This is a genomic window from Spirosoma terrae (assembly GCF_010435915.1).
GTDB classification, from domain to species: Bacteria; Bacteroidota; Bacteroidia; order Cytophagales; family Spirosomataceae; genus Spirosoma; species Spirosoma terrae.
Genome location: NZ_JAAFZH010000011.1, coordinates 105,126 through 120,426, shown reverse-complemented (window position 1 = coordinate 120,426; position 15,301 = coordinate 105,126). Strand labels below are relative to the sequence as shown.

Below are 15,301 nucleotides of genomic sequence, written 5' to 3'. Positions count from 1 at the left end.
CATAATTAAGCAATCGACAGTACTGTACCAATTATAATGACTTTATGTGATTACCTAGTTCTGCTTGGGCAAGGCCGCTTTCGCCTGTGTCATTTCGGTTTGCGCTTTTGTAACCAGCTTCTGGGCAAAATCTTTCAGAGTAGCGTTCTTGCCGTATTGCAGGTACGTATTAGCCAGATCGATAGCATCCTGGCGATGTTCCAGCAAAATAGTAACAAAGTTTTTGTCGAAGTCGCTCGTGAGCTTTCCTTCGGTTCCGCCCTGCTGTAATTTCAGCACCATGGCCTGAATATTTTTATTCTGCTGCTGGACAAAAGCCTGGTTCGGCCGCGACGGTTTAATCTGCTTCAGGGTTTCATCGATCAAATTAGCATCAGCCTGCGTAGTAGTCAGCAGGTTTTGGGCCATTTGCTTCAAGGCCGAGTCTTTACCGTTTTGTATTTCCTGTTTCAATAAATCCATTTCGCCCTGCGTATGGATCTTCGCCTGAAACGCATAGTCAAAATCAGGATCTCCCGTAGCCTGAAGCTTTTTCATTTTGTCCACCATCGCCCGCATAGGCACCATCAGCTGTGTTTTAATTGGGTCGGCGGAGGTAGATGCTGTAGCTGCGCCTGTGGTCGATTGAGCACAGGCAATTATTGACGTACTGGATAAAGCAGCGGCAAACAGCCAGGTAACGATATTTGTGTGTAGGCCTTTCATGGTATTTTACATTAATTAATCAATACAATAGGATGATCAAATAAACGCCGGCAAGTTAAGCAGGTACGTAGTAAAGACAAATCAACCCGCGAATGGTTTAAAACAAGTCACAGGAATACTTCTCTTACCATTATGCGCCAACAACATACGCATTTTGTTCATGAGTTGGTATAAACGTCTGTATCTGTGGAAACTGTTCGTTGATGACCATAGCAAGTCTGTGCAATCCCCACTCTTCACTACGTCGATGGCCAACTGCAATAACAGCCATACCACTTTCGTCGACCGCTTTCTGCGCTATTTTTCTATACTGCCCGGTTATGTAAAGATCGACCCCACGTTCATGAGCTTCCCGTACTAACGTATCGGTCATAGCGCCGACAACAGCCACCCGCCGAATACCGTAATAACCTGTCGGACAACGGCCTGCTTCAGCCCGCTCGTAACCAATAAACATACGGCTAATCTGGTTGAGTACACCATCAAATTCCTGTTCTGATATATCAAACAGCATGCCTACTGGTCGTTTAGGCAACATAATACCCGTTTCTCCCGATGCCTGCTTATACCCAATCGATTCGAGCGGACTAACAGCATCCATCAAGCCGGCCAACGACGGATTGTAGCCGATTGTCATGGTGTCATCGAATGGATGATGATGGTAAATAACGCCAACATCAGGCGGCAACGTAGTGAGATCAATACCCCAGGGCCGATGAATCCATAGCGCGTCAAGCTCCGTTTCAGTTAGCCATTGCGACAGTCCCGACCAGGAGTCCAGCACTAAGCCGAGCCGGGCAACCAGTCGATTGGACGGCTTATAAATTCCTCCCTGCTCCCCTGAAGGATAATGGTCGAGCGGAAATTTAGCGGCCAGAGAATTAGTTAGTTCACTAAGACTTTTCAGTTGACTACTCATATAAAAACAACGATACGTAGTGTACAGTACGTTACGACAACAGAAAACAAAACTCAGATTATCAATCAACTAACCTAAAAACTCAGCCGCATGTTTATTATTTTAACCGACCGTTTGTTCAGGATTAGTTGATTTTTCCAGGAAGAAAACTGTACATTTGCAGTCTAAAAGGTAGCCGCGCTGGCGGTTCTGTAAAGCCCATGAAGTTCCTCGGATAAAAATCCCACGTGGATTTTTCTTTCTTCTCCTCGTTTTGCGTCCCTCTTCCGGGCGTGATTCTTTTCATTATTCTTCATACATCGTCTTAGCCAGCTGGCTGTGACTTAGTTATTTTCATTCAATGACCAGATTTATCCGGTTGTTCCTGGCTGCGCTACGTGGTACAGAAACAAATTTTACGTCCGGTAGTATTAATCGGGCTATTTTTCTACTATCGGTTCCCATGATCCTGGAAATGGTTATGGAATCGTTGTTTGCCGTTGTCGACGTTTTTTTTGTTGCCAAAATTGGCACAGAGGCCGTAGCCGCCGTAGGTCTGACGGAATCCGTTCTGACAATTGTTTATTCAATTGCCATAGGGCTTAGCACAGCTGCTACGGCACTCGTATCCAGACGGATAGGCGAAGAAAACAGACAGGATGCCAGCCAAACCGTAGGGCAGGTTATTCTTGTATCGCTTGTTTTATCCGTTATTTTAGGGGTTCCCGGCTTCCTGTTCGCAGAAGATATTTTACACTTAATGGGCGGAGACGAGCACTTAATCAAAAACGGCATTGGTTTTACCCGACTGATCTTTGCCAGCTCTCCCGCTATTATATTGCTATACACCCTGAGTGGTTGTTTACGTGGAGCAGGTAACGCTTCGGTCGCTATGCGGTCGCTGTGGATCGCCAACGGGGCCAACATTGTATTATGCCCGGTATTCATTTTTGGGCTGGGGCCTTTTCCAGAGCTTGGCGTAATGGGGTCGGCATTAGCCACAAGTATAGGTAGAAGCTTAGGCGTTACGTATCAACTCTATGCGCTGACGCAAACAAAAGGTACGCTTCAAATTCAGCAACAACATATCAAGCCGAATGTCAGCATTATTAAACACTTATTGGGTCTTGCCGTTGGGGGCACCAGCCAGTTTCTGGTGGGGTCGGCCAGTTGGATATTTCTAACCCGAATTTTATCTGAGTTTGGCAGCGACGTAGTGGCTGGCTATACAATTGCTATTCGGATTATTGTGTTTACCATTTTACCATCCTGGGGAATGGCAAATGCAGCGGCAACCCTGGTGGGGCAAAATTTAGGTGCCGGTCAACCCGAACGAGCCGCTACGTCGGCCTGGCGAGCGGCCTTCTGCAATATGTTATTCCTGGTAGCCGTCGGGATAGGCTTTTTTACAGGCGCGGCCCAAATAGTCAGTTTATTCAATAACAACGCACGGGTGGTCGAAATTGCCGTTGAATGCTTACGAGTGTTCTGTATAGGCTACGTATTTATGGCCTATGGGATGGTGTTAAGCCAGGCCCTAAATGGCGCAGGCGATACCCGAACGCCAACCTTTATTAATATTGTATGTTTCTGGATTATCGAGATTCCATTAGCCTATACGCTGGCAACCATACTCCATTGGGGGCCTCAGGGGGTGTTCTGGTCAGTGGCCATTAGTGAGTCACTGTTAGCGCTAATTGCTATCTGGGTCTTTCGGCGCGGCAACTGGAAAACGGTGCGGGTGTAATGGTAATCAATAACTTGCGCTCGTAACAATCCAGAACTTTTACCAAAATCAGTCCGTTATTTTAACAGGGCGGCAGGTAATTATATCTTACAAATAGAGCTACGATCTGCCTCCCAATAAATTCAGTATATGATCGACACACATAAACAACCCGAAACCGCAGTACTAGTTGCGCTGACCACCCAGAAACAAACGGCCGAACAGACCAAAGAATATCTGGACGAGCTGGCATTTCTGGCAGAAACATCGGGGGTTAAAACTGTTAAAGCCTTTACCCAAAAGCTCGACCGACCCGACACGCGCACCTTTGTCGGAAAAGGTAAACTGGAAGAGATTCAAACCTTTATCCTGGACAACCCGGTCGACTCCATCATTTTTGATGATGACCTAACCCCCGCCCAGGTACGTAACCTGGAGGCCGAATTCAAAGAAATCAAAGTTCTCGACCGTAGTCTGCTGATTCTGAATATTTTTTCGATGAGAGCCCAAACGGCTCAGGCACGCGTGCAGGTTGAGCTGGCTCAATACCAATACCTGTATCCCCGTTTAACGCGTATGTGGACGCACCTTAGCCGCCAGAAAGGTGGCACGGGTATGCGGGGACCGGGGGAGAAAGAGCTGGAAACTGACCGCCGGATCGTTAAAGACAGAATTGCCTTTCTGAAGGAAAAACTGTCCAAAATTGACAAACAGAGTATCACCCGTCGTAAAGAACGCGACCGACTGGTTCGGGTGGCTTTGGTTGGTTATACAAACGTTGGCAAATCGACACTCATGCGTACGATGGCCAAGGCTGATGTATTTGCCGAGAACAAACTGTTTGCTACGGTCGATTCGACGGTACGTAAGGTAACATTAGGCAATATCCCATTCCTACTGACCGACACGGTCGGATTCATCAGGAAGCTGCCAACTACGCTTATCGAATCATTCAAATCGACACTCGATGAAGTGCGTGAAGCCGATATTCTGGTACATGTAGTGGACGTATCACACCCCAATTTTGAGGAGCAGATCGAAGTGGTCAATACGACGTTAGCCGACATCAAAGCGGCTGACAAGCCTATGGTTTTGGTCTTCAACAAAATGGATCAGTTCGTACCGAAAGACCAGTGGATTGATCAACTCTCTTCGCAGAACGACGATGATCCGTTTGGCGAAGAAATTGAGATCCCAGTTTCGGTACGTCGAAAAACGGCGTTAGAATATCTGAAGAAGACATATTTAACCCAAAAAGCAGACTACGTAGCGTTCATTTCGGCCCAGACGGGCGAAAACATTGGTGAACTACGCGAGTTGCTCTTCGACCTGGTCAAAGAAAAGCATTATCAGATTTATCCGAACTGGTTGTATGTCCCTCTGTCGGAGACAGCTGAGTATGGTGACGGTTTGGCAGGTTAACGATTTTTCGTCATTTTTGCAGTAAAGCAAACCTATAAGGTTTTCCACCTTATAGGTTTTTCTTTTGGTCCCGTAGTTCAACGGATAGAATAGACGTTTCCTAAACGTTTGATATGGGTTCGATTCCCGTCGGGACCACTTTCCACCAAATCAAGGTTAACCAGACCTAAGCTTAAATAGTCAAAATCAGCTAGTTAATTGACTCAACTCAATATTATTAGTTGCAAGCCAGGTTTCTATACTGGTCAATCTACTTTAATCTACCTTATGTGCCATTAATCCAATCGGGCAGGCAATTAGCTTCATTTTACGGTCAGAAAGTTGATAAGTTCACAGATTTCCCATCACAAGAGGTAGACCTACTGCTCGAAATTTCTCTGCTGTTTTCGCGCAAAATTGACCAACAGAATCAGTACTGGCACTTCGATAAGCGGACCGATGACAGCGGCAAAAGCCACCCCTGAGTTGATGCCGAATACGGCAATAGCTACTGCAATACCTAACTCGAAGTTATTACCCGCTGCCGTAAAGGCAAGAGACGTAGCTTTCCCATAGTTAGCCCCGGCTCGCTTCGATAAGTAGAAAGCCGAAAAAAACATGATGGCAAAATAGATCGAAAGCGGAATAGCAATGCGCAGTACATCGAGCGGAATAGAAACAATCAGCTGACCTTTCAGGCTGAACATAACCACAATCGTAAATAGGAGAGCTATAAGCGTAATGGGACTAATAGCCGGTAAAAACTTCTGTTCATACCAGTGGCGACTGATTAAGCGCGTAAGCATTATCTGGGATACAAGACCAGCCAAAAAAGGTATGCCTAAATAAATGAAAACACTTCCAGCCACCTGACCAATGGTAATACTATCCGCTAAATGGCTCTGTTCATAACCAGGCATGCCAAACAATGGTGGTAGTACCGTAATGAATAACCACGCATAGACCGAATAGAACAGTACTTGAAAGATGCTGTTAAAAGCCACTAAGCCAGCAGCATAAAGTCGATCACCACCCGCTAAATCATTCCAGACAATCACCATAGCAATACAGCGGGCAATACCGATCATAATTAAACCCGTCATGTAATCGGGCCTATCGGAAAGAAAAAGCACGGCAAGGCCAAACATCAACAATGGTCCGATAATCCAGTTTTGCAGCAGCGAAAGCACCAATATTTTCGTATTGGCGAATACTTTTGGCAGCTCTTCATACCTTACTTTGGCCAAAGGTGGATACATCATTAGGATCAGGCCAATAGCCAACGGTACGTTGGTAGATCCCGAAGTGAAACGATTGAAGAACGCCTGCGACTGCGGGAAAAAGTAGCCTAAGCCTACACCGATCAGCATAGCCAGGAAAATCCATACAGTCAGAAAGCGATCGAGAAACGATAAACGGGGGGTACTCATGGAACAGGGGTTAAAATACTGCGTTTCATAACAATCGCCGATGATGGGCAAAGGCCGCTAAATTGCGGAGTTAGCCGGATAACTTCGGGCACCGTTTCCCGGCTAACTGAAACGAAACCATATCGGGTAAAATATCCTTCGGCGGTGTTGGTAATCAGATAAACCTCCTGCAGATGCGATGCATCGGCAAGCGCTAATAATTGGTTGATTAGTTGAGCTCCTATTCCCTTATTCCAGTAGGTACGATCAATGGCTACTGAACGTAGTAACCCTACTGACTCAAACGATTCCAGACCAGCAACACCCACGGAAGTCCCCTCATCTCTGGCAATGAGGAAATCAGGCAGGCCCGCTGGCAGATCCTCGACGGGCAACTTGTTTTGCCTTAGCAAAGCCAGCACAGCTTCTATCTCATCTGGCCGGGCTCTTTCGATGTGAATAGCCATGGTTATTTCAAGATAGGCTCACCTATGTGACTGTCAATAAATGACAAGCTATATGCCTTAATCAGGTCGCGCACTTGACGAAACGAAGATAGCGCGTCGATATTGGGGTGATCATCCGGCGAAGCAATGCCCGGATCAGGAAAGCTATGATGAATCTTTTCAGCACTTGACGGAAAAAGCGGGCATTGCTCGCGGGCATTATCACACACCGTAATGACATAATCAAATGGGATGGCGATATACTCATCTACATGATTCGAGGTGTGATGCGAAATATCAATCCCATCTTCGGCCATTACCTGAATGGACAACGGGTTAACACCGTGGGGAGCCACACCGGCGCTAAGAACTTCGGCGCGGTTACCGGCAAATGTCTGCAAATAGCCTTCGGCCATCTGCGAGCGGGCAGAATTACCCGTGCAAAGAACTAGAATTCGTTTCATAGCAATAGAGACTTTATGGATTGACTAATTACCGCCGTAGGTCGTAGCGGCCGGGTTCATATCAGTAAATCGAATAGGTTTGCGAGCGAAGATGGTTACACTGTAGATGCCTCGGTCTGGCTGACGATACGTAGCGATTTCCTCGGCCGACAAGTAATTTTGCAGCACCGAGTCGGGTACGTTGATTTCCCGCTCATTCTGCACCTGAATGTCGGTAAAGCCGTTCTCATTAACGAGCTGTATATAGGCTTCCTTCTGAATCGCACCCGATACGCAGCCCACATACAGTTCAACATTTTGCTGCAAGCCAGCAGGCAAATCTCCCTTCAACACAATATCGGAAATACTAAAATGCCCTCCTGGCTTTAGAATACGAAAGGTTTCAGCAAAGGCTTTTTGCTTGTTGGGTACCAGATTCATCACACAATTACTTACCACAACATCGGCCAAATTTTCCGGCAAGGGCATGTCCTCAATATCGCCATACACAAATTCAACATTGGTAAAGTCCAAAGCTTTGGCATTCCGGCGAGCACGATCGATCATAGCTGGAGTCATATCCAGACCAATAACACGACCCGTTTCACCGGTTTGAGCACGGGCCACAAAACAATCATTACCAGCTCCTGAACCCAGGTCCACCACCGTATCCCCTGTTTTGATCTGCGCAAGTTGAGTAGGCAGTCCACAGCCTAACCCTAAATCAGCCTCGGACACATAACCGTTCAGCTCGTGGTAATCCTGAGCCATCACAATCGGCACATTCTCACCAATCTCGGCTCCCGGCCTGGATTGGTCGCAACAGGAAGTAGGCCCACAGCAACTACTGCTCCCCACTGAATTAACGTCCACTTGTTGAGCAATTGCACCATATTTCAGGCGTACGTTTTCCTTAATCTGTTCGGCAGTTTCCATAAGTACCTCTATTGGTTTAATGTAATATTACGATTAATATAAATAAAAAAAAGCCGCTGATTTAACAACAGGCAGCGGCCTTTACATATATGTCAAACAGCGAGCCAAAGGCCTGGCGGGCTTCTTCCCACACGGGTTCATTGATGCAATAGCAGACGCGGGGCGGATTGATTTCTCCCTGAATAATGCCGATGCGTTTCAGTTCCTTCAAATGCTGGGAAACGGTTGCCTGAGCCAATGGTAACTCGTCTACTAAGTCGCCACAAACGCAGGCTTTCTTCTGTGCCAGCAATTGTAAAATGGCCACACGTGCCGGATGCGCAAAGGCTTTAGCCAAATCAGCGATGCGGTTTTGCTCCTCAGTAAATATTTCGGTCTTCGTTACACCCATGCGGCAAAGGTACTAGAAAAAATCAAATCGCAATATTACGATAATCCTTTTTTATCCTAGTATTCGTTGCTTTTCAGATAGATCCAATAAGAAGCCATACAGATAGTAGCTACCAGCAGGAAAAACGTCAGTTATTACCGCATTTTCCGGGATTTCTACCGCTGTTAAGAAATCATCCCCCGCCAATTTTGTCCAGATATAAGTACATCCCCCGCTAATTAAAACCCATATTATGCAAACTATCATTGGCATCTCACCTGAAAACCGCGAAGTTGTCGCCCACGAATTGTCCAAACTGCTGGCCGACGAATTCGTACTCTACACCAAAACACTGAATGCACACTGGAATCTGGAAGGCATGGATTTTCATTCCGTCCACGTCTATTTTGAGGAACTGTATAACCAATCCGCTGAGATTGTCGATGGCGTCGCCGAACGGATTCGGCAACTGGATCATTACGCTCCGGCAACACTGAAAAATTTTCTCCAGCTCACCCATCTGACTGAGCAAAACGAGGGTGGCAATGATAGTCGTAGCCTGATAAAACAATTATTGAGCGATCACGAAAGCATTATCGAATTTATCCGGGGAACCATTAGCGAATTTCAGGATGCCCACAAAGACGCCGGTACAAGCGACTACGTAACGGGCCTGATGGAAACGCATGAAAAAATAGCCTGGATGCTACGTGCCCACCTAAAGTAAAGAATCCTGACCTTCATCGGTGTAGAACGAAACAAACCTGTTAGTATGAAAGTAGCGGATCAGTTAGTACAAATGCTGGTGCAGAACGGCGTAAAACGAATTTATGCCGTAGCAGGCGATAGCCTCAACGAACTGAACGACGCCATCCGGCGCAATGGTCAGATCCGGTGGATTCATGTACGGCATGAAGAAGTGGGCGCTTATGCCGCAGCAGCCGAGGCCGAACTGGAAGGGCTGGCCGTTTGCGCTGGAAGTTGTGGCCCCGGACACGTCCATTTAATCAATGGGCTCTACGATGCACACCGGTCTGGGGTACCCGTTCTGGCGATTGCGTCAACTATTGATACACCAGAGTTCGGTTCTGACTATTTTCAATCGACTAACACCATCCGGCTGTTCGACGACTGCAGCAGCTACAATCAGATAGCCACAACACCCGTTCAGGCGACTCGTATGATGCAGATGGCGATACAACACGCTATTCATACAAAAGACGTGGCCGTATTGGGGTTGCCGGGTGACGTAGCAGCGATGACAGCCGAAAAAGGTCCGGGAGCTAGCCACAACTACCGCAACACAGTGGTGATGCGTCCCAGCGACCCAGATCTGGAACAGCTAGCCACTCTCCTGAATGCAGGGCAGAAAATTACGATCTACTGCGGAATTGGGGCCACTGAAGCCCACGACGACGTTGTTGAGCTAGCCCAGCGCCTGCAGGCTCCCGTTGGCTATTCATTTAGGGCCAAAATGGGTATCCAATACAACAATCCTAACGAAGTAGGCATGACCGGCCTGCTTGGTTTACCGTCGGCCTATCACAGTATGCATGAAGCCGACGTCGTTCTCTTGTTAGGGACAGATTTCCCCTACACTCCGTTTCTACCTACCAAAAACAAAATTATCCAGATTGACGAAAAGCCGGAACGACTGGGGCGCCGTGCCAAACTGGACTTAGGACTTTGTGGTAAAATCGGTGATACGTTACAAGCTCTGTTACCGCTGATTAAACAAAAAACGGATAGCAGCTTTCTAAACGCCCAGTTAAGTCTGTACGAAACAGTAAAAAAACATTTACATACCTACGTGCAGGACCCTGGTAGTACGGATCGGCTCAGTCCGGAGTTTGTAGCCGCTACCATTGATACGTTAGCCGACCAGGACGCGATTTTTACGGTCGACACGGGGATGTGCTGCGTATGGGGTGCCCGCTATATACAGGCAACGGGCCAGCGCCGGATGCTGGGATCGTTTAATCACGGCTCGATGGCAAATGCTATGCCTATGGCCATTGGCGCTTCGCTCTGCTATCCGAAACGCCAGGTAGTTGCGTTCTGTGGCGATGGTGGTCTTTCTATGCTGTTGGGCGACCTCGCCACCATTCAGCAGTACAAATTGCCCATTAAACTGATTGTATTCAATAACCGGGCTCTAGGTATGGTAAAGTTGGAAATGGACGTACAGGGCCTCCCCGATAACGAAACTGACATGGTAAATCCCGATTTTGCCCTAGTTGCCCAGGCAATGGGCTTCCGGGGTCTGACGGTGCGGGAACCTCACGAACTACAATCAGCGCTTACGGATGCCTTTACTCACGATGGGCCAGTACTGGTCAATGTCTTTACCAATCCAGCCTCTTTAGCCATGCCACCCCGCATAGAATGGAACCAGGTTAAAGGGTACACATTAACCATGAGCAAAATGATTTTGGGAGGACGGATGGACGACGTACTGGAAACCGTGAAAGCTAATTACAAGCATTTATCAGATATACTCTAAACAGCGCCAACAACTAAACTAGAATACCCTTCATTGGTCAACACATTGCCAACATCAGCTGCCTCCTGACCAATGACACCGCTCAACGTTTCCAAAACCTCGCAAATCGTGGTAGTTTCGGGGTATAACTACTAAACAGAATCTGTATGAAAGCTGCCGTCTTACATCAACTGGGGGAAGTACCCCGCTTTGAAGAATTCCCCGATCCAGTTCCACAAGAAGGCCAGCTTCTGATTCATGTAAAGGCTGCAGCGATCAAAAATCTCGACAAAATTCGGGCCAGTGGCCGACACTATGCCAGTCATGAACAACTGCCAACCGTTGTCGGTATCGACGGTGTTGGTCAGTTAGAAGATGGCAGGCGGGTATACACAACAGGTATTACGGGTATGGTGGCCGAAAAAGCACTGGTTTTACCGGCCAATCTCGTACCCATTCCCGACGGTCTGTCCGACGTAACGGCAGCCGCGCTACCCAATGCGGTCATGGGCGCGGCCCTTGCCCTGCTCCACCGTGCCCAGTTGAAAGCTGGAATGGTCGTACTGATTAACGGAGCTACCGGCGTAACGGGCCAACTAGCCGTTCAACTGGCTCGCTATTACGGAGCCAGCCGGATTATTGTTACGGGACGTAATGCAGAGTCGCTGGAAAAGTTGAAAACGCTGGGAGCCGATGCTATTATTTCACTCCGCCAAGACGACGAAACTATTGGTAAACAACTGAAAGCAGTTCACGCATCCACGCCCATCGACGTAGTGATTGATTACCTATGGGGGCACCCCATAGAAATAATACTAAAGGCGCTGATGGGCGGTGGCATTGGCCGGTTTACCCACCCAGTCCGGATTGTGACTGTTGGCAGTATGGCTGGCGAAACCATCAGCCTCTCGTCGGGAAGCCTGCGTAGTTCGGCCATTGAAATACTGGGATCGGGCCTGGGAAGCTTACCAGCAACTGCATATCAGCAGATGAACTCAGATATTCTGCCCGAACTGTTTCGACTGGCGGCAGCGGGATCGCTGAAATTAGAAACCGAAGCTAGACCATTATCGGATGTATCTGCCGCCTGGCAACAGGAAATCGCTCCTGGTAAGCGGCTAGTAATCACGATGTCCTAGCTACTACCCTAGCATTGTAGCAAGCATCCTTATCCTATACCTGAATGCCCGACGTTACGTTCGCTTCAAATTCCAAGAATCGATGAAGCGAACGTAACGTCGGGCATTCCCGCCACAAAGCGATGGGATTCCGTTGATGGTACGATATAAACGTAGTGGTTGACGGACAAACGGTATAAATCGATGATTTTACAGTACGTTGGCCCGTTACTAGCATCAATATGATTTAGCTCTGTTAATTTCAACAGACAAATCGAAACGGTTAAACGTACCTGATGATGCTTACACGCCTTGCTGTACTACTGATCGGTCTGTTTATTATACAGGCGACCGTGCACGGAGAGCCATTATATCCGTTACTCCGTTCAAAATCGGTCGATAGCCTACAGACATCCCTTACGCACACTCAACCCGACAGGAACCGAATCAATACGTTACTCGCCTTAAGTAGTGATTTGATTACGCGTCACGAAGAATTAGACACCGATTTAGGGAAAGCCTACGCCTATTGCAAACAAGCTGAACTGCTGAGCTCTAACCTACATGTCAGAGACGGCCAAATTCGGAGCCAATGTCTGTTGGGCCGCATTGAAGGAATTAAGGGAAACCGAAAGCAGGCAGAAACGCAGCTACGTAACGTATTGGCGTATTACACAGAGCAAAACAATCTGACGGAGCAGGCAGCAATCTGTTATTTTTTGGGCAATCTGTACAAGCAAACACCGGATGAGCTGCCAAAAAAAATCAGCTGCTATCAGCAAGCCATGCGTTTGTTTCAACAAATTGGCCGCGTAGACAAGCAAGCCTACATGCTCAAAGCGGTTGCTGATATGCACGCCCAGCAGGGAAACTGGTCGCTGGCCGAAAAGGAATTGTTTCAGGTTTTAGCCTTGTATCGCTCTATTCACTACCGGCAACTCCAATACACCTACGATCTGCTCAGTTCAATTCACCACGGGCTCGCCAATTACGACCAGGCCCTGAAGTATGAATTAGTAACGCTGGAAATTGCTACGGCGAACCAGGATAGTGTCTATCTGGGTAGTTTTCATTTCAATCTGGGAATCCTCTACGACGAACTAAAGCAGTGGCAGACGGCCATCATTCACTATCAAAAAGCCATTCCCCTGTTTGCTAAAGTCGGAGCCCTCCCAATCGTTCATTTCATCGCAAATAATCTGTGCGGACTTCTAATTACCCATGCCAATCCAGCTAAAGCACTGGCGTTTTATTCGCAGATTTTGCGGCAGTATCCACTACGTACCAATTCTGATCACTTTGCAACCTATGCTACGTTAGCCGAATGTCATCTGGCGCTGAAGCACTATTCAATAGCTGAAACCTACTACAAAAAGTTAGTAGCCCTACAGGCCGGAAAACCCGTAAGTCAGCCGGTAATAGCGACTTATATAAAAATCGGCACCTTTTACGGAATTGTGCAACAATACGATAAGGCCCGTAGCTACCTCAATCAGGCGCTGAGCCTGCTCCAGCAAATTGGCTACAAACGGGGAACTCCCAGCGTTCATTTGCAGCTGTTTAAGATCGATTCCGCTCAACATCGGTATCCGTCAGCCATCGTGCACTATCAAAAATTCAAAGCCTTAAGCGACTCGATCTTTAGCGAGAAAAAGGGCAAACAGATTGCAGCACTGGAAATTCAGTATAACACCCGAAAAAAGGAGCAGGATATTGCGCTCCTGACTCGTCAAAATCAGCTTCAGCAGGCTCGTATCCGGGAGAAAGACTTACAACGAAATGGCAGTATTGCCGGAACAATGCTGCTGGCTGGGCTATTGGGGGTCAGCTATAATCGTTACCGGCTTAAACAACGTAACAACCAATTACTGGAAGCCAAACAACTGGAAATCAATCGAAAAAACGACTCTCTCGTACAAATCCTGGACGAGAAAGAAAATTTGCTGGTAGAAAAAGAATGGATGCTGAAGGAGATTCATCACCGGGTAAAAAACAACCTCCAGATCATTTCCAGCCTGCTCAATGCCCAGTCCGATTTGCTGCAGGACCCCAACGCACTAATGGCCATAAAAGATAGCCAGAACCGCGTGCATGCAATGGCTCTGATTCACCAGAAACTATATCAGTCGGATTCGCTGGCCCGAATCAACATGGCCGAATTTATCGAAGAGATCGTCGATTATCTACTTGAATCCTTTACGCAGCAGACCTCCGTTCGGGCCGCCTACAAACTGGCTCCTGGTCAGCTAGACGTAGCACAGGCAATCCCCATCGGCCTGATTATCAACGAAGCAGTAACCAACTCGTTGAAATATGCCTTTCCGCAACAACGCTCAGGCACAATTACAGTACTGTTCCACCCGATTGACCTCCACACCTACCAGCTAACCATTACCGATGACGGAGTAGGGCTACCCGTTGGATTCGATATTCACCGCAACGATACGCTGGGGATGACCATGATGCGTGGCCTATGCCAGCAGATAGGTGGTCAGCTAACCATCAGTCAGACTATAGGCGTGCAGATCCAGATAGTCTTCCAGCCAATTCTCAATGTGAAGAGATCCATCGAACAGTCCGTCGGTTAACTAGATTCAGGACGGCAGGACCTCATCGGTCGGCTCGCTCTACTGTCCATTGTTTTTGGATAACATCAGCTTGCTGGATCGCATCATACAACGCACGATCGCTTTCGAACGAAAGCTGTCTTACTTCAAAAGCCTCTACGTTCACCGTAAACGAGTCAATCTCGTAGGGCCAGGGGTCAACACGTAACACGCCGTCTGGCTGCTGAAATACGTAATACGATATTTTGTCCGGCCCACGGCTTATTTCCAGTCGGCGGCCATCTGGTGGCACCAGATCCTGACATAAGATTAAGGAAAAGGCATCACACCATTGGATAAAGTCGTAGGCATAGTCGGCCTGTTGCCGCTTCATCTTCAGCATACGTAGCCAATCGCGCTGGTTTTTCTGCTGCTGATCCAGAAATTCAGTCATTTCTTTTTGCTGGTGCCCCACCGGATGGTGCCGCACTGGCTCATACAGAAACGACGCATGCATCGACACCATCAAGGCGTTCCAGCGGCTTTTTTCCAGCGCAATTTCGATCATTCGCCGGGCCTGCGCCACTGAATACGACTGAATGTTAAAGTCCATAGGTGCGCCTGCTTGGGTCAGATGGTGCCGATCCTCCCAGGCATCCTGTCCATCGTCGTGCTCGGTGAGCGCCACCAGGGTTTCAATCCAGTTGACAGGCCGTTTCTCAATCTGCCAGTTTATGCCGAGGTGAAGCGCTAACAGGCCGTGAGCCTGCTGGTGGATCACTTCCCAGCCAAAGTCTTTACTTGTAACAATCATTTTATCG

The 15,301-nt window shown here is 47.8% G+C and carries 15 protein-coding genes and 1 tRNA gene; 7 read left to right on the top strand and 9 right to left on the bottom strand.

Annotated features, from left to right (window positions below):
- Positions 1-54 precede the first annotated feature (54 nt).
- Both GK108_RS21335 and GK108_RS21330 read right to left on the bottom strand, forming a co-directional pair.
- Positions 55-705: a DUF305 domain-containing protein gene (locus GK108_RS21335; RefSeq protein WP_163952898.1), complete on the bottom strand. Its 651-nt coding sequence runs from the start codon at positions 703-705 to the stop codon at positions 55-57.
- A gap of 130 nt (positions 706-835) precedes the next feature.
- The gene (locus tag GK108_RS21330) at positions 836-1,624 is read right to left on the bottom strand and encodes a Nif3-like dinuclear metal center hexameric protein (protein ID WP_163952896.1); all 789 of its coding nucleotides are present in this window, start codon (positions 1,622-1,624) and stop codon (positions 836-838) included.
- A gap of 340 nt (positions 1,625-1,964) precedes the next feature.
- On the opposite strand from GK108_RS21330, the gene GK108_RS21325 reads away from it, so the two are divergent.
- The 3 genes from GK108_RS21325 to GK108_RS21315 all read left to right on the top strand — a co-directional run bounded on the left by GK108_RS21325 (position 1,965) and on the right by GK108_RS21315 (position 4,889).
- Complete coding sequence (locus GK108_RS21325) at positions 1,965-3,350, top strand: MATE family efflux transporter (RefSeq protein ID WP_163952894.1); 1,386 nt, start codon at positions 1,965-1,967, stop codon at positions 3,348-3,350.
- 129 nt (positions 3,351-3,479) lie between these two features.
- Positions 3,480-4,751: a GTPase HflX gene (hflX, locus tag GK108_RS21320; RefSeq protein ID WP_163952892.1), complete on the top strand. Its 1,272-nt coding sequence runs from the start codon at positions 3,480-3,482 to the stop codon at positions 4,749-4,751.
- Positions 4,752-4,817: 66 nt separating this feature from the next.
- A tRNA-Arg gene (locus GK108_RS21315) sits at positions 4,818-4,889 on the top strand.
- Between the two features lie 221 nt (positions 4,890-5,110).
- Here the strand turns inward: GK108_RS21315 and arsB are convergent.
- The 5 genes from arsB to GK108_RS21290 form a co-directional block, all read right to left on the bottom strand.
- The gene (gene arsB, locus GK108_RS21310) at positions 5,111-6,160 is read right to left on the bottom strand and encodes an ACR3 family arsenite efflux transporter (protein ID WP_163952890.1); all 1,050 of its coding nucleotides are present in this window, start codon (positions 6,158-6,160) and stop codon (positions 5,111-5,113) included.
- Positions 6,157-6,606 carry an arsenic resistance N-acetyltransferase ArsN2 gene (gene arsN2 / locus GK108_RS21305; RefSeq protein ID WP_163952888.1) on the bottom strand — a complete coding sequence of 150 codons (450 nt, stop codon included), beginning with the start codon at positions 6,604-6,606 and terminating at the stop codon, positions 6,157-6,159. The genes arsB and arsN2 overlap by 4 nt, the downstream gene beginning before the upstream one ends.
- 2 nt (positions 6,607-6,608) lie before the next feature.
- Complete coding sequence (locus tag GK108_RS21300; protein ID WP_163952886.1) at positions 6,609-7,049, bottom strand: arsenate reductase ArsC; 441 nt, start codon at positions 7,047-7,049, stop codon at positions 6,609-6,611.
- A 24-nt stretch (positions 7,050-7,073) separates the two neighbouring features.
- Entirely contained in the window at positions 7,074-7,964 is an 891-nt protein-coding gene (locus GK108_RS21295) for an arsenite methyltransferase (RefSeq protein WP_163952884.1), read from the bottom strand.
- A 61-nt stretch (positions 7,965-8,025) separates the two neighbouring features.
- Complete coding sequence (locus GK108_RS21290) at positions 8,026-8,355, bottom strand: ArsR/SmtB family transcription factor (RefSeq protein ID WP_163952882.1); 330 nt, start codon at positions 8,353-8,355, stop codon at positions 8,026-8,028.
- Positions 8,356-8,587: 232 nt separating this feature from the next.
- Between GK108_RS21290 and GK108_RS21285 the strand changes: the two genes are divergently transcribed.
- From GK108_RS21285 to GK108_RS21275, 3 genes are all read left to right on the top strand, one after another.
- Positions 8,588-9,061, top strand: a complete 474-nt coding sequence (locus GK108_RS21285; protein ID WP_163952880.1) for a Dps family protein — start codon at positions 8,588-8,590, stop codon at positions 9,059-9,061.
- A gap of 45 nt (positions 9,062-9,106) precedes the next feature.
- Positions 9,107-10,837 (top strand): thiamine pyrophosphate-dependent enzyme, encoded by a 1,731-nt coding sequence (locus GK108_RS21280; RefSeq protein WP_163952878.1) that lies wholly within the window; start codon positions 9,107-9,109, stop codon positions 10,835-10,837.
- Between the two features lie 146 nt (positions 10,838-10,983).
- Entirely contained in the window at positions 10,984-11,955 is a 972-nt protein-coding gene (locus tag GK108_RS21275; protein WP_163952876.1) for a quinone oxidoreductase family protein, read from the top strand.
- A 34-nt stretch (positions 11,956-11,989) separates the two neighbouring features.
- Here the strand turns inward: GK108_RS21275 and GK108_RS21270 are convergent, their stop codons facing one another.
- Positions 11,990-12,175 carry a hypothetical protein gene (locus GK108_RS21270; protein WP_163952874.1) on the bottom strand — a complete coding sequence of 62 codons (186 nt, stop codon included), beginning with the start codon at positions 12,173-12,175 and terminating at the stop codon, positions 11,990-11,992.
- A gap of 55 nt (positions 12,176-12,230) precedes the next feature.
- Between GK108_RS21270 and GK108_RS21265 the strand changes: the two genes are divergently transcribed.
- The gene (locus GK108_RS21265; RefSeq protein WP_163952872.1) at positions 12,231-14,522 is read left to right on the top strand and encodes a tetratricopeptide repeat-containing sensor histidine kinase; all 2,292 of its coding nucleotides are present in this window, start codon (positions 12,231-12,233) and stop codon (positions 14,520-14,522) included.
- 22 nt (positions 14,523-14,544) lie between these two features.
- On the opposite strand, the gene GK108_RS21260 is transcribed toward GK108_RS21265, so the two are convergent.
- The gene (locus GK108_RS21260; protein ID WP_163952870.1) at positions 14,545-15,294 is read right to left on the bottom strand and encodes a DUF3891 family protein; all 750 of its coding nucleotides are present in this window, start codon (positions 15,292-15,294) and stop codon (positions 14,545-14,547) included.
- Between the last annotated feature and the right edge of the window lie 7 nt (positions 15,295-15,301).

Excerpts from the sequence above, each read along its gene's own strand:
- GK108_RS21275 (WP_163952876.1), top strand. The coding sequence starts at position 10,984 with ATGAAAGCTGCCGTCTTACATCAACTGGGGGAAGTACCCCGCTTTGAA.
- hflX (WP_163952892.1), top strand. The coding sequence starts at position 3,480 with ATGATCGACACACATAAACAACCCGAAACCGCAGTACTAGTTGCGCTG.
- GK108_RS21265 (WP_163952872.1), top strand. The coding sequence starts at position 12,231 with ATGATGCTTACACGCCTTGCTGTACTACTGATCGGTCTGTTTATTATA.
- GK108_RS21325 (WP_163952894.1), top strand. The coding sequence starts at position 1,965 with ATGACCAGATTTATCCGGTTGTTCCTGGCTGCGCTACGTGGTACAGAA.
- GK108_RS21290 (WP_163952882.1), bottom strand. The coding sequence starts at position 8,355 with ATGGGTGTAACGAAGACCGAAATATTTACTGAGGAGCAAAACCGCATC.
- GK108_RS21280 (WP_163952878.1), top strand. The coding sequence starts at position 9,107 with ATGAAAGTAGCGGATCAGTTAGTACAAATGCTGGTGCAGAACGGCGTA.
- GK108_RS21330 (WP_163952896.1), bottom strand. The coding sequence starts at position 1,624 with ATGAGTAGTCAACTGAAAAGTCTTAGTGAACTAACTAATTCTCTGGCC.
- GK108_RS21300 (WP_163952886.1), bottom strand. The coding sequence starts at position 7,049 with ATGAAACGAATTCTAGTTCTTTGCACGGGTAATTCTGCCCGCTCGCAG.
- GK108_RS21260 (WP_163952870.1), bottom strand. The coding sequence starts at position 15,294 with ATGATTGTTACAAGTAAAGACTTTGGCTGGGAAGTGATCCACCAGCAG.
- arsN2 (WP_163952888.1), bottom strand. The coding sequence starts at position 6,606 with ATGGCTATTCACATCGAAAGAGCCCGGCCAGATGAGATAGAAGCTGTG.
- arsB (WP_163952890.1), bottom strand. The coding sequence starts at position 6,160 with ATGAGTACCCCCCGTTTATCGTTTCTCGATCGCTTTCTGACTGTATGG.
- GK108_RS21335 (WP_163952898.1), bottom strand. The coding sequence starts at position 705 with ATGAAAGGCCTACACACAAATATCGTTACCTGGCTGTTTGCCGCTGCT.
- GK108_RS21285 (WP_163952880.1), top strand. The coding sequence starts at position 8,588 with ATGCAAACTATCATTGGCATCTCACCTGAAAACCGCGAAGTTGTCGCC.
- GK108_RS21295 (WP_163952884.1), bottom strand. The coding sequence starts at position 7,964 with ATGGAAACTGCCGAACAGATTAAGGAAAACGTACGCCTGAAATATGGT.